Annotated in this window: 12 protein-coding genes; 4 read left to right on the top strand and 8 right to left on the bottom strand. The window is 60.7% G+C overall.

Annotated features, from left to right (window positions below; translation table 11 throughout):
• Window positions 1-40: 40 nt before the first annotated feature.
• Window positions 41-2,053, bottom strand: a complete 2,013-nt coding sequence (locus tag BLU75_RS09785) for an alpha-1,4-glucan--maltose-1-phosphate maltosyltransferase (RefSeq protein WP_084376778.1) — start codon at window positions 2,051-2,053, stop codon at window positions 41-43.
• 203 nt (window positions 2,054-2,256) lie between these two features.
• Between BLU75_RS09785 and BLU75_RS27455 the strand changes: the two genes are divergently transcribed.
• Complete coding sequence (locus tag BLU75_RS27455; RefSeq protein ID WP_165447432.1) at window positions 2,257-2,415, top strand: hypothetical protein; 159 nt, start codon at window positions 2,257-2,259, stop codon at window positions 2,413-2,415.
• 8 nt (window positions 2,416-2,423) lie between these two features.
• Here BLU75_RS27455 and BLU75_RS09780 read toward each other — a convergent pair whose 3' ends face one another.
• Window positions 2,424-2,918 (bottom strand): MgtC/SapB family protein, encoded by a 495-nt coding sequence (locus BLU75_RS09780; protein WP_084376779.1) that lies wholly within the window; start codon window positions 2,916-2,918, stop codon window positions 2,424-2,426.
• A 119-nt stretch (window positions 2,919-3,037) separates the two neighbouring features.
• On the opposite strand from BLU75_RS09780, the gene BLU75_RS09775 reads away from it, so the two are divergent.
• The 3 genes from BLU75_RS09775 to mapR all read left to right on the top strand — a co-directional run bounded on the left by BLU75_RS09775 (window position 3,038) and on the right by mapR (window position 6,402).
• Window positions 3,038-3,277, top strand: coding sequence for a DUF3203 family protein (locus BLU75_RS09775; RefSeq protein WP_084376780.1), 240 nt, complete (start codon window positions 3,038-3,040; stop codon window positions 3,275-3,277).
• A gap of 195 nt (window positions 3,278-3,472) precedes the next feature.
• The gene (ccoG, locus tag BLU75_RS09770) at window positions 3,473-4,888 is read left to right on the top strand and encodes a cytochrome c oxidase accessory protein CcoG (protein WP_084376781.1); all 1,416 of its coding nucleotides are present in this window, start codon (window positions 3,473-3,475) and stop codon (window positions 4,886-4,888) included.
• A gap of 104 nt (window positions 4,889-4,992) precedes the next feature.
• On the top strand, window positions 4,993-6,402 hold the full coding sequence (gene mapR, locus BLU75_RS09765; RefSeq protein WP_090221437.1) for a GntR family transcriptional regulator MpaR: 1,410 nt from the start codon (window positions 4,993-4,995) through the stop codon (window positions 6,400-6,402).
• 6 nt (window positions 6,403-6,408) lie between these two features.
• On the opposite strand, the gene BLU75_RS09760 is transcribed toward mapR, so the two are convergent.
• From BLU75_RS09760 to BLU75_RS09735, 6 genes are all read right to left on the bottom strand, one after another.
• Complete coding sequence (locus BLU75_RS09760; RefSeq protein ID WP_084376783.1) at window positions 6,409-7,155, bottom strand: SDR family oxidoreductase; 747 nt, start codon at window positions 7,153-7,155, stop codon at window positions 6,409-6,411.
• 78 nt (window positions 7,156-7,233) lie between these two features.
• Window positions 7,234-8,403, bottom strand: a complete 1,170-nt coding sequence (locus tag BLU75_RS09755; RefSeq protein ID WP_090221436.1) for a Kelch repeat-containing protein — start codon at window positions 8,401-8,403, stop codon at window positions 7,234-7,236.
• Window positions 8,404-8,566: 163 nt separating this feature from the next.
• Complete coding sequence (locus BLU75_RS09750) at window positions 8,567-10,072, bottom strand: efflux transporter outer membrane subunit (RefSeq protein WP_084376785.1); 1,506 nt, start codon at window positions 10,070-10,072, stop codon at window positions 8,567-8,569.
• Window positions 10,069-13,176: an efflux RND transporter permease subunit gene (locus BLU75_RS09745; protein WP_084376786.1), complete on the bottom strand. Its 3,108-nt coding sequence runs from the start codon at window positions 13,174-13,176 to the stop codon at window positions 10,069-10,071. Before BLU75_RS09745 ends, BLU75_RS09750 begins: the two co-directional genes overlap by 4 nt.
• Entirely contained in the window at window positions 13,173-16,274 is a 3,102-nt protein-coding gene (locus tag BLU75_RS09740) for an MdtB/MuxB family multidrug efflux RND transporter permease subunit (protein WP_090221435.1), read from the bottom strand. The genes BLU75_RS09745 and BLU75_RS09740 overlap by 4 nt, the downstream gene beginning before the upstream one ends.
• A complete protein-coding gene (locus tag BLU75_RS09735; RefSeq protein ID WP_090221434.1) occupies window positions 16,271-17,569 on the bottom strand; it encodes an MdtA/MuxA family multidrug efflux RND transporter periplasmic adaptor subunit in 1,299 nt (432 codons plus the stop codon). The genes BLU75_RS09740 and BLU75_RS09735 overlap by 4 nt, the downstream gene beginning before the upstream one ends.
• Window positions 17,570-17,591: the final 22 nt, after the last annotated feature.

Below are 17,591 nucleotides of genomic sequence, written 5' to 3'. Positions count from 1 at the left end.
CTGTCCCGCTATCTCGCAGCACCTGCGCCCGGTGTGATGGTCAGGACACCGTGATCCGCCAGATTCCGAATGGCTGGTTCCAGGGTTCGATACGCATGAACTGTGTTTTGCCATGCCACGTCCAGCGGTGGCCGTTCATCAAGTCTTCGCCCTGGGTCTGGGCGTCGTCCGGCAGGCCCAGCTCCCACAGCGGCAGTTCAAAGTGGGCTTCCTGGGCATTGAACGGATCAAGGCTCACGGCGACGAGAACGAAGTTGCTGCCGTCCTCGCTGCGCTTGCCGAAATACACAATGTTGTCGTTCCAGGCGTTGTAGAACGTGAGCCCCAGGTGCGTCTGCAGTGCAGGGTTTTGCCGGCGAATGCGGTTGAGTTGAGCGATTTGCGCAATGATGTTGCCGGGGATGCTGAAATCCCGTGGGCGGATCTCGTACTTTTCCGAGTCCAGGTACTCTTCCTTGCCCGGAACCGCTGCCGACTCGCACAATTCAAAGCCCGAGTACATGCCCCACAGCCCCGACCCCATGGTCGCCAGTGCGGCTCGAATCAGAAAGCCGGCGCGTCCGCACTGGTGCAGAAACCCCGGGTTGATGTCGGGCGTATTGACGAAAAAATTCGGTCGATAACATTCGCGCCATGGCGACTGGTTCAACTGTGTGAAGTATTCACTCAACTCGGCTTTGGTATTGCGCCAAGTGAAATAGGTATAGCTCTGGGAGTAACCGACCTTACCCAGGCGCGCCATCATCGCCGGCGTGGTAAAGGCTTCGGCCAGGAAGATCACTTCAGGGTGTTCGGCTCGCACATCACTGATCAACCATTGCCAGAACGGCAGCGGTTTGGTGTGGGGATTGTCGACGCGGAACGTCTTGACGCCCTCCTGCACCCAGCCCACGACGATGTCCCGCAGTTCCATCCACAGCCCCGGGATCGCATCGGCGGCGTAGAAGTCGACGTTGACAATGTCCTGGTATTTCTTCGGCGGGTTCTCGGCGTATTTGATCGTGCCGTCGGGACGCCAGTTGAACCAGCCAGGATGTTGTTTGAGCCACGGATGGTCCTGGGAGCATTGGATCGCAAAGTCCAGGGCGATTTCCAGGCCATGCTCCGCGGCGGCGGCAACCAGGCGCCGGAAGTCCTCACGGCTGCCCAGTTGCGCGTGAATCGCTTCGTGGCCGCCCTCCTCGCTGCCAATCGCGTACGGGCTGCCCGGATCATCGGGACCGGCGGTCAGGGAGTTGTTCTTGCCCTTGCGGTGGCTGCGGCCGATGGGGTGGATCGGCGGGAAGTACAGCACATCGAAGCCCATGTCACGGATCATCGGCAGACGCGAGTGCACATCGTTAAATGTGCCGTGGCGTGCAGGATCATCGGTGATCGAGCGGGGAAACAGCTCGTACCAGCTGGCAAACAGCGCTTGTCGGCGTTCCACATCAATCGGGTAAATCGGGCTGGTGCTCAGATAGGGGCGCAAGTCGGCCTGGGCCATCAGCTCTGCACTGTCTTCGTGCAGGAAACGTGCGACCTGCTCGGTCTCCAGCAACCCCGAGAGTTCCTGGTGCAACTGTATCAAGCGCTGATGCAGCTCGCCCTCGTTGCGTTCGGCCGCGTGCAGCACCTGATTGCGGCCTTCCTGCAGTTCCAGGCTGACCGGCACGCCGGCCGTGTGTTTTTTGCCCAATTCGTAGCAGAAGCTGGCGAACTGATCGATCCACGCCTCGATGCAATAATGATGAGGACCTTGTGCCTGCACGGTAAAGCTGCCGTCCCAGGCGTTGTTGCCCAATTCAGTCATGGTCACGCTGTGCCAGTGTTCTTCGCGGGCGGAGCGCCAGCGGATGCGTACCGCCAGTCGGTCGTGACCGTCGGCGAAGACGTTACTGGTGACATGAATGCGCTCGCCTTCCACCGCCTTCACCGCGAAGTCACCGCCGTCAATCACGGGCGTGGTGTCCTCAATGGCGATCCTGGGCAGCAACAACGCCTGCGATAGCGGCAAGGGTGAAGTTGAATCGTTCTGTTTGGTTAGTGCCTGTTGCAGTAATTCAGCAGTCATCGAGCATCACCTCTACGCCCCAAGGACGCTCTTTTGCTTGATCGTAATGGTGCATTGGCCCCGGCTGTTCCTGAGTCGGGTCGCTTAAGGTCCGAGCCCGTCCGTCGCCGGAAAGTTCAGGTGGATGTGCCGCCATCCAGCGGGAATCAATCAGCCATCGTCGTTGTCCACCGCTACAGCAAAGCATGAAGGAGGCCATACCGATGAATATCCCGATCCCGGCTGAAACCCCTGATCCCAATATAGACAAACCGACCTTGCCGCCGACCGAGCCTGAGCCGGTTCCTGAGCAGGAGCCGCCGGAGAACGAGCCGCCACCGGTGGAAGAGCCACCCGCCAGCATGCCGCCAGTGATTGTCTGAACGAACGATCAGGGCTTTTCGAAAATCCCTACGATCCTCGGCATTACGCTGAACACCACCAAGGCGAGTACCGTGCTCAGCACGGCTGTCGATTCCTTGCCGAGTCCCGCCGCTATTCCGATGGCGGCAGTCATCCATAATCCGGCAGCGGTGGTCAGCCCTTTTACGTCCTGTTCATGCTCTTCTGACCGGCCCTTGAGAATGGTCCCGGCTCCCAGAAAGCCGATCCCGGCAATCACGCCCTGCACCACGCGGCTCATCGCGTCTTCCTCGGCGCCGGACATCTGTGGCACCAGCACGAACAACGCCGCGCCCATCGCCACTAACATATGCGTACGTACCCCGGCGGCTTTGCCTTTGTGTTCGCGCTCAAAGCCCAGAACGCCGCCGAGCAGGGCCGCGATCAGCAGGCGCAGGGTAATTTGCGTCACGTGTTGCGCATTGCCGATATCGCTGAATTCGGTTTGCAGGGTTAGCCAGACTTCATGCCACCAGGCGTCCATGGTCCGTTCCTTCTCAAGGGGGGATAAAGGATGGACAGCGGCGACCGCCAGTCAGTTGCCCCGAACCATCATTGACCTGGCGGTCACTAACCTACAGGCCTACCCACAAGGAGAACGTCATGCCCGTACGCATCGAACATCAGACCTGTTACTTCAAGATCGACGATACCGGCCAGGAAACCAGCCGTGCGGCTAGTGCGGTAACGGTTGTCACTGACAGCGAGAAAGCTATGTCGGCGGTCGACCTCGACGGCCAGCGGGTTTACATCACCGAGGCTGAGGCCGACGCGTTGACAGTTGCCGGTGCGAGGGATGGACGCAAGCACCTGAAAGCCACCGACGGTGATTCGGTGATCTGATTGACCTGGATCAGCTCAGTTTAGAGGCGCTGGGTCCAGGCCCGCGCTACAAGGCGCACGAGGTGTAGCAGAACGTCGCAGGAGCGGCTCAGAACTCCATCTGATCCGCTTTTTATGGTTTTACCTGAGTCTGTTATGCAAACAGTGCGCCGCGCATAGTTCATCCGCCTGATGGAGGCTGATGAGCGAAAGACCATGAGCGATAGAATCCCCGTCCAGTTAGTAGAGACATTTGCGCCTGCCCATCCACAGAAGATGAAGGCCAAATCCACCGACAGCCTGATCCACACCCGCAGTTTCACGGGTCTGTTTCGCACCTTGCGCGTGAGCGGCGCGGGCTTTCTGTTCCTCGCCTTCTTCGGTACCGTATGGCTGAACTGGGGCGACCGCCAGGCGGTGTTATGGGACCTCGCTGAAAGCAAATTTCATATTTTTGGCGCGACCTTCTGGCCTCAGGATTTCATTTTGTTGTCGGCGCTGCTGATCATCTGTGCCTTTGGCCTGTTTGCGATCACGGTCTTTGCTGGCCGGGTGTGGTGCGGCTATACGTGCCCACAAAGCTCGTTTACCTGGCTGTTCATGTGGTGCGAGAAAGTCACTGAAGGCGAACGCAACCAGCGGATCAAGCTGCAGGCTGCGCCGTGGAACCTGAACAAGCTGTTCCGGCGTTCGGCCAAACATACGCTTTGGCTGGTCATCAGCGTGCTTACCGGGCTGACATTTGTCGGCTACTTCACGCCGATCCGGCCCCTGACCGAAGCATTGCTGAGCTGGCAAATCGGCGGTGCCAGCCTGTTCTGGGTGCTGTTTTTCAGCGGTGCCACCTACCTCAACGCCGGCTGGCTGCGCGAAGCGGTGTGCATGCACATGTGCCCGTATGCGCGGTTCCAGAGCGTGATGTTCGACAGGGACACCCTGACCATTTCCTACGACGCCGCCCGTGGCGAACGCCGTGGCCCGCGTAAACGCGACGTGAAGGCGGCCGATGCAGGCCTCGGTGACTGCATTGACTGCTACCTCTGCGTGCAGGTCTGCCCGACCGGCATCGACATTCGCGATGGCCTGCAGATGGAGTGCATCGGCTGCGCGGCCTGTATCGATGCCTGTGATTCAATCATGGACAAAATGGGCTACCCGCGCGGCCTGGTCAGCTACACCTCTGAACATCAACTGCAAGGTGGCAAGACTCATCTGCTACGGCCGCGACTGATCGGCTACAGTGCGGTGCTGCTGGTGATGATCGGCGCGTTGGTGGCGGCGCTGGTCGAACGTCCGATGGTTTCTCTGGACGTGACCAAGGATCGCGGGATGTTTCGCGAGAACAGCGACGGCTTGATCGAGAACATCTATAGCCTCAAGGTCATCAACAAAACCCAGCAGCGCCAGGATTATCGTCTGGAGCTGGTAGACGCCGATGGATTCCAGTTGCAAGGCAAGACCCGGATCAGCTTGGCGCCCGGCGAGATAACCGATGTACCCGTGTCGGTCGCGATGACAGCCGACAAACCGTCGAGCAGCTCGCAAACCATCAGTTTCAAGGTGACTGACGAAGATCAACCGGCTATCCACACCGTCGCCAACAGCCGCTTTGTAGCACCGCTGAATCGCTGAAGTAGCGTGCGTAAGCTGCGTGCGCAATTTGCGCTTGCTCGATGCGGTTCAAAACGCTATCAACGGCTTGATTTCCAACAGCAATCTATTGCACCAGGACCCCGATGAAACGCTACGAAAAATTTGCCGAAGACATCGCGCAACTGATCCGCTCCGGCGTCCTCGGCCCTGGCCAGCGGGTACCTTCGGTGCGTTATGCCAGCCAGACCTACTGCGTCAGTCCATCCACGGTGTTCCAGGCGTATTACCTGTTGGAGCGGCGTGGACTGATTCGCGCACGGCCGCGTTCGGGCTATTTCGTCAATGCCCATGCGCCGAGCCCGTTTTCCGAGCCGGTGGTGAGTAGCCAGGTGCATGACTCCACTGAAGTCGACGTCAGCGAACTGGTGTTTTCGGTGCTCGATTCGATCAAGGATCCGCAGACCGTACCGTTTGGCTCGGCGTTCCCCAGCCCGACGCTGTTTCCCTTGCAGCGTCTGGCCCGTTCCCTGGCCCGTACGAGTCGGGACATGGACCCGCGCATGGTGGTCACCGACATGTCGCCGGGCAACCCACAACTGAGGCGGCAAATTGCCTTGCGTTATATGGTCGGTGGGCTGATGTTGCCCATGGAAGAACTGCTGATCACCAATGGCGCCCTGGAAGCCCTGAATCTGTGCCTGCAAGCCGTGACTGAGCCGGGTGACCTGGTGGCCATCGAAGCCCCGGCGTTTTATGCCTGCCTGCAAGTGCTGGAGCGCTTGAAACTCAAGGCGGTGGAAATCCCGGTGCATCCCCGGGATGGCATTGACCTCAAGGTACTGGCGCAAAGCCTGCAGCGCTACCCGATCAAGGCCTGCTGGTGCATGACCAGCTTCCAGAATCCCATGGGCGCAACCATGCCCGAAGCCAAGAAGCAAGCGCTGGTAGAGCTGTTACGGGCTCATCAGGTGCCGCTGATCGAAGATGATGTGTATGCCGAGTTGTACTATGGTCAACAAGCGCCCAAGCCGGCCAAGGCCTTTGATACCGAAGGTCTGGTGATGCATTGTGGCTCCTTCGCCAAGAGCCTGGCGCCCGGCTACCGCGTGGGCTGGGTCGCGGCGGGACGCTATGCGACGAAGATCGAACGGCTGAAGTTGATGACCTCGTTATGCGCGTCAATGCCGGCCCAGGCGGCCATTGCCGACTACCTGCAACATGGCGGATACGATCGGCATCTGCGTAGACTGCGCGATGCCCTGGAAGAGCAACAACGCTCGATGCTGGCCGCCATTGCACGTTACTTTCCCGCGCAAACCCGGGTCAGCCAACCCGCCGGCGGGTACTTTTTGTGGCTGGAACCGCCGGAGCCAATCGACTCACTGAAACTCTTCCAGATGGCGCTGGCCCAAGGCATCAGCATCGCACCGGGGCCCATCTTCTCGCCGACCCAAAGGTTCAGGAACTGTATTCGCTTGAACTACGGCAGCCCCTGGGATGAAGCCAGTGAGCAGGCGATGGACACGCTGGGGCGTATCGTGCGGTCGTTCTAATGCGCCTCAGCGACCGCCGCCCAGATCGACAAAGGTCCCGGTGGAATAGGATGCCTTGTCCGACAACAACCAGATAATCGCCTCGGCCACTTCATCCGGGCGCCCTCCCCGCGCCATGGGAATGCCTGACTCCAGCTTGCTGACCCGCTCCGGGTCGCCGCTCAAGGCGTGAAAGTCAGTGAATATATAGCCAGGGCGCACTGCGTTCACACGAATGCCCTCGCCGGCCACCTCTTTCGACAGCCCGATGGTAAAGGTGTCCAGCGCGCCTTTGGACGCTGCATAGTCGACGTATTCACCCGGTGAACCGAGACGCGCCGCCACCGACGAGACATTGACGATGCTGCCGCCTTGTCCGCCATGCCTGGGCGACATGCGCAGGACGGCGTGCTTGGCACAGAGAATCGGGCCGAGGACGTTGGTTCTGATGATCTTCAGAATGCGCGACTCGGACATTTCATCGACCCGCGACTTATGGCCGACGGTGCCCGCATTGTTTACCAGCGCCGTGACTCGGCCCAATTCGCTATCGACACGCTGGAACAGGCTGATCACTTCATCTTCGATGCTGACATCGGCACGCACCGCGATGGCTTGTGCGCCAAGCGCACGCACGTGTTCCAGTACCTGGAGCGCGGCGTCTTCGTCAGACTGGAAATTGATACAGATGCGATAACCCTGGCGAGCCGCCAACAACGCAGTGGCGGCGCCGATCCCACGACTACCGCCGGTGATGATGACGACTTTGTCCATGGCTGTTGTCTCCTGTAGGACCTTGGAACCGTTGGATCCAAGAATACCCGCGACAGACCTGTTTTGCATGGACTCACATCAAGGAGTTGTCACGCCAGTTGGCGGCGGGCCGGACTGGTATTGCTCGACTCTGCTGAGGGGGGCGGGATGCGCGGTCAGTCGATAGCCACCGACGATCAACACGCGTCCGTCAGTCAGGCAAGCGGCGCTGTGGCCGTAGCTGCCATCGTTCAACTCGCCGGTCAGCAGCCATTGATTGGCGGATGAGATAAACACCTCGGCGCTGCGGCCGCTGCCCGGATTGCCCATGGAACTGTCGCCGACCAACAACACCTCGCCGCTCAACAGACGCGTAGCGCTGTGGCCTTTGCGAGGCAGGTTCATTTGCGTTGACGCCCAGGTGTCGGCGCCCGCGTCATAAATAAAGCCGGCGGCCTGGGCGATACCAAACGGTTCAACACTGCCGCCGGCGATCAATACACGTCCGTCCTCGAGTAAGGTCGCGGTGTGCTGCATGCGCGGCTGTGGCAGTGGACTGACTGCACGCCAGTGATCACTTGCGGGGTCATACATGCACACCTGAGTCAACGCGGCGCCTGTAGGCCCCGAGTAGCCGCCGACCACCAACACCTGCCCGGTGGCTAGCAGGGTCGCGGTGTGATCCATGCAATCTGTCGGTAGCGTCGTGGCCAGGCGCCACTTCCCGGTGGCCGGATCATAACGTTCTGCGCTGTCCTGCACCTGGCCACCGTTCGATTGCAGATTGTTGCCTCCCGCGACCAGCACTTCACCGCTAGCCAGCAGCGTAGTGCTATGGCTAAAGCGTGGAAACGTCATCTCATCGATCGATGTCCACTGGTCAATCGTCGGGCCATACAACAGCGCACTCCCGTATGAATGGCCGTTACCACTGCCGCCTACCGCCAACACTTGGCCTGATGCCAGCAGCGCCGCTCCACAGGCAGAGCGAGGCTCCGGCAGGGACGCCAGTTGCCGCCAAAGCCCGGTACGCTGATCGAACTGCTCCACGCCGGTCTTCGCACCGCGGCTAGGCAGCCAGGATTGCCAGGTCCTGGGGACAATCTGCTCGTGGAAGGCATCATAGAGCCGGTAGTCTTGCCGCACCGTTGCATCGCTGCCGCCGATCACCAGGAGTCTGCCGTGCGTCATCGCCACACTGCTGTGAAAAGCCCTGGGCTGATGCATGGCGTTAACCGCTATGAATTCCCCTGGATTCGTCGTCATCATGACCCTCGCCTTCGGGCTCTTACCCGTGCTTCTGCGCGACCGTGCAGATGTCAGGCTACAACGCCAGAGGCGTGGGTTCTACTGTCAGAATTAACAGGTCGATAACGCGATGATCAGCACCGCCAGTGCAGTTACCACGTTAACCCTGCCGGTCAAGCCAGGCTCAGGGTTGTTCGTCTGGCCGCATCTGTCCATCCCAACCGCCACCCAGTGCGGCGATCAGTTGCACACTCGCCACCAGCCGGGTTTGCAACAACGTCAGTACGGTACGTTCGTTGCTCAGCGCGGTGGTCTGGACATTGACTACATCGAGGTAGGCGATCATCCCGGCCTTGTATTGGTTTTGGGTCAGGCGCAGGGATTCACGGGCCGAATCCAGGGCTTCATTGCTGACAACCGCTTCGTCTTCCAGCACCTTGAGTTGGACCATGTAGTTTTCCACTTCACGGAAGCCGTCCAGCACCGTCTGGCGGTATTTGGCCACGGTTTCATCGTAGGACGCCTCGGCCCGGTCGACTTCGGCGGAGCGTTGGCCGCCATCGAACAGGGTCATGGCCAGTTTGGGCCCCACCGACCAGAAACGGTTGGGCAGACTGATCCAGTCGGTATAAGTGCTACTGGAGTAACCGCCGGCCAAACTCAGGGTCAGGTCCGGGTAGTAGGCGGTTTTGGCCACGCCGATGTTGGCGTTCGCGGCGATCACCGCGCGCTCTGCCGAGGCGATATCGGGGCGTCGTTCCAGCAGTTGCGATGGCAGGTTGGCCGGGATCTGCGGCAGCGTCGGAATGTCCTTGCGCACGGCCAGGTCGAAATGTGCTGGGGGGATGCCGATCAGCACGGCAATCGCGTTTTCCAATTGCGCGCGCTGCCAGATCAGATCGATCAGGCTGGCCTGGGTGCTTTTGAGCTGGGTCTGGGCCTGGGCCACCGCGTCCTTGCCGGCGACCCCCGCACGGTACTGGTTCTGCGTCATTTCCAGGGAACGCTGGTAAGCCTCGACGGTGGATTGCAGCAGGCGGGTCTGCTCGTCCATCACCCGTAATTGCAGATAGTTCTGGAGCAGTTCCGATTGCTGGCTCAAGCGCATCGCGGCAAGATCGGCGGCGCTGGCTTCGGCGCTGGCTTCACTGGCCTCTAGGCCTCTACGCAACTTACCCCAGATATCCGCTTCCCAACTGACACCCAGTTGGGCATTGAGGGTGTCACGAATACCACTGCTGGAACTGCTCAAGCTGGCATTGCTGCTGCCCGTGCCTTGGCTGGCGCGGGTTTTTCCGACACTCAGGTCAACGCTTGGATAGAACGCGCCACGGGAGCTGCGCGCCGTGGCCTGGGCCTGGCGATAGCGTGCTTCGGCCTGGGCGACGGTCTGGTTGGCATTGTTGAGCTTGTCCACCAGCTCGTTGAGCTGTGCGTCGCCGTATAGCTCCCACCAGGCACCCCGAGCCAAGGCGTCGCTGGGCGTGGCCTGGCGCCAGCCCTGGGCTTGTTTGTATTGCGCAGGCTCGCTCACCTGCGGACGTGTGTAGTCCGGTCCAACGGCGCAAGCACTGAGCAGAAGCCCGATAAGCACGATACCGGCTGTAGGAGCGAGCTTGGTTGCGAAGACCGCAAGGACGCCGTGTCGAGTCAGGCCGGCCGCGTTAGGGGGGAACGTTGAATCAGTCATAGCGGAGTGTCCAGAGCAGCGTCGGTACGCACACCGCGCCAGCCGTTGAAACGGTGGCGCAGGCGGTCGAGATAAAGGTAAACCACCGGGGTGGTGTAAAGCGTCAGGATCTGACTGAACACCAGCCCGCCGATGATCGTCAGGCCCAGGGGTTGGCGCATTTCCGCGCCTTCCGCGGTACTCAGCAGCAACGGCAAGGCACCGAGGATCGCGGCCAGGGTTGTCATCAGGATCGGCCGCAACCGCAGCAGGCAGGCGCTGCGAATCGACTCCAGCGGTTGCATGCCCTCCTTGCGCTCCAGCTGCAGCGCGAGGTCGATCATCAAGATGGCGTTTTTCTTCACCACGCCAATCAGCAGGAACAGTCCCAGCAGCGAGATCAGGCTGAACTCGCCGCCCAGCACGTAGATCGACAGCAATGCGCCGACGCCGGCCGAAGGCAGCGTCGAGAGAATTGTCAGCGGGTGGATATAGCTTTCATACAAGATCCCCAACACCAGATACACCGCCATCAGCGCTCCGAGGATCATGAACGGCTGGCTTTTCTGGGTGGCGGCGAACGCGTCGGCGGTACCGGCCATCTTGGCAATCACGTCCTCCGGCAAGCCGACCTTGGCAATGGCGCGCTCGATCGCGGCCATGCCCTGCTCCACCGTGACGCCGGGCGCCATGTCGAAGGCAATGTCTTCCGAGGCGAACTGTCCTTCGTGGCTGACGCGGTCGTCGGCCAGACTGTTTTCGTAGTGCGCGATGGTCGACAGCGGAATCCGCGCACCGTCTGCGGTAATCACCTGCACCTGCTTGAGGGTGATCGGGTCCTGAGCGTATTTCGGGTTGACCTCCATCACCACCTGATACTGGTTGAGGCTGTCGTAGATGGTGGAAATCTGCCGCTGGCTGTAGGCGTTGTTCAGCACCGAGGTGACCATATCCATGTCGACCCCAAGGCGTTTGGCCTGGTCGCGGTCGACCACCAGCGTCACTTGTTGCGCACCACGACCTTCACGGGCATCGATGGCAGTCAGTTCCGGTAGTTCACGCAGGGCGGCGACCACTTTCGGGTACCACAGGCGCAAAGCCGTCAGGTCACCGCTTTGCAGGATGTAGGAATACTGCGAAGAGGTCTGGTCGCGACTGCCGCCAAACTGCAGGTCCTGGTCGGCCATCAGCATCAAGCGGCCTCCGGGCACCAGCGGCACGTTCTTGCGCAGGCGTTCGATCACGGCCTGGGCGGACAGCTTGCGTTCCTTGATCGGCTTGAGGCGCACCAGCATCATCGCGTTGTTGGTGCCGCTGTTGCCGCCGATAAAGCCGGCCACACTTTCGACCGCAGGGTCTTGCAGCACGGCCTTGCGGAAGATTTCCATCTTCGGCTGCATGACCGTGAATGACAGCCCGTCATCACCGCGCACAAAACCGATCAGTTGCCCGGTGTCCTGCTGCGGCATGAAGGTTTTTGGCACCACCACATACAGCGCGACATTCACGCCGATGGTCAGCAACAGGCTGAGCAAGGTCAAGCGCTTGTGCTTGAGCACCCAGTCGAGACTGCGCGCATAACCGGCCACCATGCGGTCATTGACCTTCTGGCTCCAGCGCTGCAAACCGGTTTCCTGGCCTCTGACATGGGGCTTGAGCCAGCGAGCACAGAGCATTGGGGTCAGGGTCAGCGAGACTAACAACGACACAATGATCGCCGCCGCCAGGGTAATGGAGAACTCACGGAACAGACTGGTGACAATCCCACCCATAAACAGGATCGACAGAAATACCGCCACCAGTGACACGTTCATCGACAACAAGGTGAACCCGACTTCCTTGGCCCCCAGGTAAGCCGCTTTCATCGGCGGGATCCCGTCGTCGATATGCCGGGAAATGTTTTCCAGCACCACGATGGCATCGTCCACCACCAACCCGGTCGCGAGAATCAACGCCATTAGCGATAGGTTGTTCAGGGAAAAACCGTACAGGTACATGATGGCAAAGGTGCCCACCAGCGACACCGGCACCGCCAATGTGGGGATCAGTGAGGCGCGAAAGTTGCCGAGGAACAGGTACACCACCAGGATCACCAGGGCGACGGCGATCAACAGGGTCATTTCGGCTTCATGCAACGTGGCGGTGATGACCGGCGAACGGTCCATGGCCAGATTGAGCTTGACGCTGGACGGCAACACCGCCTGCAACGCCGGCAATTGGGCCTTGATCTGTTTGACGGTCTCGATGATGTTGGCGCCTGACTGGCGGTTAATCACCAGCAATACCGCCGAATCGTTGTTGAAAAAACCACTGTTGTAGCGATCTTCAACGCCGTCGGTGATCTTTGCCACGTCACTGAGGCGCAAGGCGGCGCCCTCCTGGTAACGGATCAGCAGCGGCTCATAGTCCTTGGCCTTTTCCAGTTGGTCATTGGCCTGGATCTGCCAATGGCGCTGACCATCCTCTACCGACCCCTTGGGTCGGCGCACGTTGGCATTCGCAATGGTGTCGCGCACGTCATCCAGGGCCACGCCATAGTGTTCCAGGGCCTTGGGTTCAAGCTGGACGCGCACCGCAGGCAAGGAGCTGCCGCCGATCTGCACTTCGCCCACGCCCGGCACCTGGGACAGGCTCTGGGACAAGATGGTCGAAGCCAGGTCGTAGAGCTGGCCCTTGGGCAACACATCCGAGGTCAGCGACAGCACCATGATCGGCGCCTGGGACGGGTTGATCTTCTTGTAGGTGGGCATGCTGCGCATGCCGCTGGGCAACAGGTTGCGCGAGGCGTTGATGGCCGCCTGCACTTCGCGCGCCGCGCCGTTGATATCGCGGTCGGAGTCGAAGGCCAGGATCACTCGCGTCGAACCCTGGCTGGAGGAACTGCTGAGGGTGGTGACACCGGCGATCGAGCCAAACGAGCGTTCCAGCGGCGTGGCCACGCTGGACGCCATGACCTCGGGACTGGCGCCGGGCAGGTTGGCGGACACCACGATCACTGGAAAGTCGATCTGTGGCAGAGGCGACACCGGCAGCAGATTGAAGCTGACGCCGCCCAGCAGCATGATCGCCAGGCTCAGCAGCATGGTCGCTACCGGCCGGCGTATGAACGGTCCGGACAGGTTCATCGCTCAACTGGCTCCAGCACTTGCGGGCTTTTACGCCAGCGGCGGCCAAGGCGATCGAAGTACAGGTAGATCACCGGGGTGGTAAACAGCGTCAGCACCTGGCTCAACAGCAAGCCGCCGACCATCACCAGGCCCAGCGGTTGACGCAGCTCGGCACCGGAACCGCTGGCGAGCATCAACGGGACTGCGCCAAACAGCGCGGCCAGGGTGGTCATCAGGATTGGCCTGAAGCGCAGCAAGGCGGCTTGATAGATCGCCGTCTGCGGATCCAGTCCCTGGTTGCGTTCGGCATCCAGGGCAAAGTCGATCATCATGATCGCGTTTTTTTTGACGATACCAATCAGCAGGATGATGCCGATGATAGCGATCATCCCCAGGTCATTGCCGCTGAGCAGTAACGCGAGCAACGCTCCCACCGCTGCCGAGGGCAAGGTCGAGAGAATGGTGATCGGGTGGATGTAGCTCTCGTAGAGCACGCCGAGCACGATGTACATGGTCACCACTGCCGCCAGGATCAGCAGCAAGGTGCTCGACAACGAAGCCTCGAATGCCTGGGCCGCGCCCTGGAACTGAGTCTGCACGCCCACCGGCATGCCGATGTCTTTCTGCGTCTGGTTGATCAGCTCCACACCGGTGCCCAGCGCCACGCCAGGCGCCAGGTTGAACGACATCATCACCGCCGGGAACTGGCCGATATGGGCAATCGCCAACTGCGCCTGGCGTTGTTCGACGTGCGCCAGGCTCGACAAGCGAACCTGCCCACCGTCGCTGGTCTTGACGTGAATCTGGTTCAGCGCCTCGGGTCCGAGGGTTTCCCCGGACTGGGCCTGCAACACCACACGGTATTGGCTGGCTTGGGTGTAAATGGTCGAAATCTGCCGTTGACCAAAGGCGTCATACAACGCGTCGGTAATGTTCGCCACCGACACGCCCAGGCGCGAGGCGGCGTCGCGGTCGATCACCATATACACCTGCAAGCCTTTATCCTGCAGGTCGCTGGCGACATCGGTGAGTTCCGGCAACTGGCTCAATGCCTGTACCAGCTTGCCGCTCCACAACGCCAGCGGCTCGGCATCCGGCGAAGACATGCTGAACTGGTACTGAGTACGGCTGACCCGGTCTTCAATGGTCAGGTCCTGCACCGGCTGCATGAACAGGCGAATGCCCACCAGCTTATCCACCGCCGGTTGCAAGCGACTGATCACCTCGGTGGCGCTCAAGTCCCGCTCCCCGTGTGGCTTGAGGTTGATCAGCAGGCGACCGCTATTGAGGGTGGCGTTGTCACCGTCCACGCCGATGTAGGACGACAGGCTTTCGACCGCCGGGTCTTCGAGAATGATCTTCGCCAGCGCTTGCTGACGCTGGCTCATCGCCGTAAAGGAGATCGACTGTGGCGCTTCGGAAATGCCCTGAATCACGCCGGTGTCCTGCACCGGGAAAAAGCCCTTGGGCACCACCATGTACAACACGACGGTCAGGCCCAGGGTGGCGATGGCCACCAACAGGGTCAACGGCTGGTGCTTGAGCACCCATTGCAACTGGCGACCGTACGCGGCAATCAGCCAGTCGATCCAGGCACCGCTGGCTTTGTAGAAGCGTCCCTGTTCTGCTGCCTTCGGCTCACGCTTGAGCAAGCGCGCGCACATCATCGGCGTCAGGGTCAACGAGACCACCAGGGAAATCAGGATCGCCACCGCCAGGGTGATGGCGAATTCGCGGAACAGCCGTCCCACCACATCGGCCATGAACAGCAGCGGAATCAGTACCGCGATCAACGACAGCGTCAGGGACACCAGGGTAAAGCCGATCTGCTTGGCGCCCTTGAGCGCCGCGGCCATTGGCGTCTCGCCTTCCTCGATATGGCGGGAAATGTTTTCCAACATGACGATGGCGTCATCCACCACAAACCCAGTGGCGATGGTCAAGGCCATCAGCGTCAGGTTGTTGATGGAGAAACCGGCCAGGTACATCACGCCAAAGGTGCCCACCAACGACAGCGGCACGGCAATCGAGGGGATGATCGTAGCACTGAAACGGCGCAGGAACAGGAACGTCACCATCACCACCAGGGCGATTGCGATCAGCAACTCGTGTTGCACGTCGGTGACCGAAGCGCGAATGGTCTGGGTACGGTCGGTGAGCACCGTCACATCCAGGCCGGCCGGCAGGTTGTCGGTAATACTGGGCAGCAACGCCTTGATGCGATCGACCACTTCAATCACGTTGGCCCCCGGCTGGCGCTGGATGTTCAGCAGCACCGCCTGATTTTCATTGGCCCAGGCCGCAAGGCGTTCATTCTCGGCGCCGCCGACGATCTGCGCGACATCCTTGAGGCGCAGCGGCGCGCCATTGTTGTAGGCGAGGATCAGTTCGGCGTACTGCTCGGGCGACACCAACTGGTCGTTGGCATCCAGCATCGAGACTCGGGTCGGCCCGTCGAAATTGCCCTTGGGCTGGTTGACGTTGGACGCGGCAATCAATGCCCGCACATCCGACAGGTTCAAACCGTTGGCCGCCAGCGCTTCGGGGTTGACCTTGATGCGTACCGCCTGACGCTGACCGCCGGCGATGCTGACCATGCCGACGCCACTGATCTGAGCGATTTTCTGCGCCATGCGCGTATCGACCAAGTCGTTGAGCTTGGGCAAGAGCATGGTCCTGGACGTGATCGCCAGGGTCAGTACGGGCGTGTCAGCCGGATTGACCTTGTTGTACACCGGCGGCGCCGGCAGGTCATTGGGCAAGAGATTGCTGGCGGCGTTGATGGCCGCCTGGACCTGCTGTTCGGCGACGTCCATGTTGACGTCCAGATTAAACCGCAGGGTCAACACCGACGCGCCGCCGGAACTGGTAGACGCCATCTGCGTCAAACCGGGCATTTGTCCGAACTGGCGTTCCAGGGGCGCGGTCACCGCACTGGTCATCACGTCCGGGCTGGCGCCGGGGTACAGGGTCATGACCCGAATGGTCGGATAGTCCACCTGCGGCAAGGCCGAGACCGGCAGCAGGCGATAGGCGATCAGGCCGGCCAGGACAATAGCCAGCATGCTCAGGGTGGTGGCGACGGGCCTGAGGATGAACAGCCGTGAGAGGTTCATGCGCTGGCCTTTTGCGCCTTGCTGGCCGCCGGGCTGCTGTCATCGCTGGTCGCGGGCTTGCCCTGCAGGTGTTGGGTCGGTGTGGTAGGAACTTCAGTACTGTCGTTGACCACTTCCACTTCGGTTCCATCCTTCAGGCGGTCGGTGCCTTCCAGCACGACGCGGTCGCCAGCGGCGAGGCCTTCTTTGATCACCGTGTTCTCGCCGTCGGTGTCCCCAATCACCAGTTGACGAATCTTGACCTTGTCGTCGCCATCCAGGGCGTAGACAAACGTACCGTTGTTACCGAACTGGATGGCCGCCGAGGGTGCCAGCACCACATTTTTCAAGGTGTCGGCCAACAGTCGCACGTTGACGAACTGATTGGGGAACAGCACTTGATCCTGGTTATCGAAGCGGGCCTTGAACTTCAAGGTACCGGTGGTGACGTCGATCTGGTTGTCCAGACTTTGCAGCACGCCGCGTGCTTGCAGTTTCACATCACCACGATCCCAGGCTTCCACCGGCAGCTTATTGCCACCGCGATAACGCGCGAGCACGGTCTGCAAGGCGGTTTCCGGCAGGGTAAACGCGACGCTGATCGGTTGAGTCTGGGTGATCACGGCCAGCGCGGTGGTGTCATTCGCCGCGACCAGGTTGCCGACGTCGATCTGACGCAGGCCTACGCGCCCGCTGATCGGTGCGCGGATGCGGGTGAATTCGAGGTTGAGTTTGGCGTCGTCGACCGCGCCCTGATTGGTCTTGACCGTGCCCTGGTACTGCATGACCAGCGCGGCGGCGGTGTCTAGTGTTTGTTTGGCGATACTGTCTTGTGCATACAGGCCGCGATAGCGCTCAAGGTCGACCTGGGCGTTTTTCAGTTGGGCCTGATTCTGCAGCAGTGTGCCTTGCGCCTGGAGCAAGGCATTCTGATAGCTGCGCGGATCAATTTCCGCCAGCAGATCGCCCGCCTTGACCATTTGCCCCTCCTCAAAGGCAATCTTGACCAACTCGCCCCCTACCCGGCTGCGCACATTGATGGTGTTCAATGCCGTCACCGTCCCCAAGGCCTTGTAATACACCGGGAAATCTCCCTGCACCGCAGGCGCTACACGCACCGGGACCGGGCCGGCAGCGCCGCCGAAACCCGGACGCATCATCCCGGTTTTGCTGGTGCGGTTCGCCGGGGCTTCTTTATCCTCGGCACCTGTGGGCCAGAACATCCAGCACAGGCCGGCAATAACCAACAGAACGAGCAGGCCAAAAAGCCAGCGGCGGGAGTTGCGGGGAGAGGATTGCATGGATTGATCAACCATTGGGGACAAGAGCTTCTTCTTC

It is taken from the genome of Pseudomonas mucidolens (assembly GCF_900106045.1).
Lineage (GTDB): Bacteria > Pseudomonadota > Gammaproteobacteria > Pseudomonadales > Pseudomonadaceae > Aquipseudomonas > Aquipseudomonas mucidolens.
The sequence above is the reverse complement of the archived record's forward strand: the minus strand, read 5'-3'. Positions and strand labels throughout refer to the sequence as shown.

What these genes read in the sequence shown, in the direction of transcription:
- BLU75_RS09785 (WP_084376778.1), bottom strand. Translation starts at nt 2,053, where the DNA reads ATGACTGCTGAATTACTGCAACAGGCACTAACCAAACAGAACGATTCA.
- BLU75_RS27455 (WP_165447432.1), top strand. Translation starts at nt 2,257, where the DNA reads ATGAATATCCCGATCCCGGCTGAAACCCCTGATCCCAATATAGACAAA.
- BLU75_RS09780 (WP_084376779.1), bottom strand. Translation starts at nt 2,918, where the DNA reads ATGGACGCCTGGTGGCATGAAGTCTGGCTAACCCTGCAAACCGAATTC.
- BLU75_RS09775 (WP_084376780.1), top strand. Translation starts at nt 3,038, where the DNA reads ATGCCCGTACGCATCGAACATCAGACCTGTTACTTCAAGATCGACGAT.
- ccoG (WP_084376781.1), top strand. Translation starts at nt 3,473, where the DNA reads ATGAGCGATAGAATCCCCGTCCAGTTAGTAGAGACATTTGCGCCTGCC.
- mapR (WP_090221437.1), top strand. Translation starts at nt 4,993, where the DNA reads ATGAAACGCTACGAAAAATTTGCCGAAGACATCGCGCAACTGATCCGC.
- BLU75_RS09760 (WP_084376783.1), bottom strand. Translation starts at nt 7,155, where the DNA reads ATGGACAAAGTCGTCATCATCACCGGCGGTAGTCGTGGGATCGGCGCC.
- BLU75_RS09755 (WP_090221436.1), bottom strand. Translation starts at nt 8,403, where the DNA reads ATGATGACGACGAATCCAGGGGAATTCATAGCGGTTAACGCCATGCAT.
- BLU75_RS09750 (WP_084376785.1), bottom strand. Translation starts at nt 10,072, where the DNA reads ATGACTGATTCAACGTTCCCCCCTAACGCGGCCGGCCTGACTCGACAC.
- BLU75_RS09745 (WP_084376786.1), bottom strand. Translation starts at nt 13,176, where the DNA reads ATGAACCTGTCCGGACCGTTCATACGCCGGCCGGTAGCGACCATGCTG.
- BLU75_RS09740 (WP_090221435.1), bottom strand. Translation starts at nt 16,274, where the DNA reads ATGAACCTCTCACGGCTGTTCATCCTCAGGCCCGTCGCCACCACCCTG.
- BLU75_RS09735 (WP_090221434.1), bottom strand. Translation starts at nt 17,569, where the DNA reads ATGGTTGATCAATCCATGCAATCCTCTCCCCGCAACTCCCGCCGCTGG.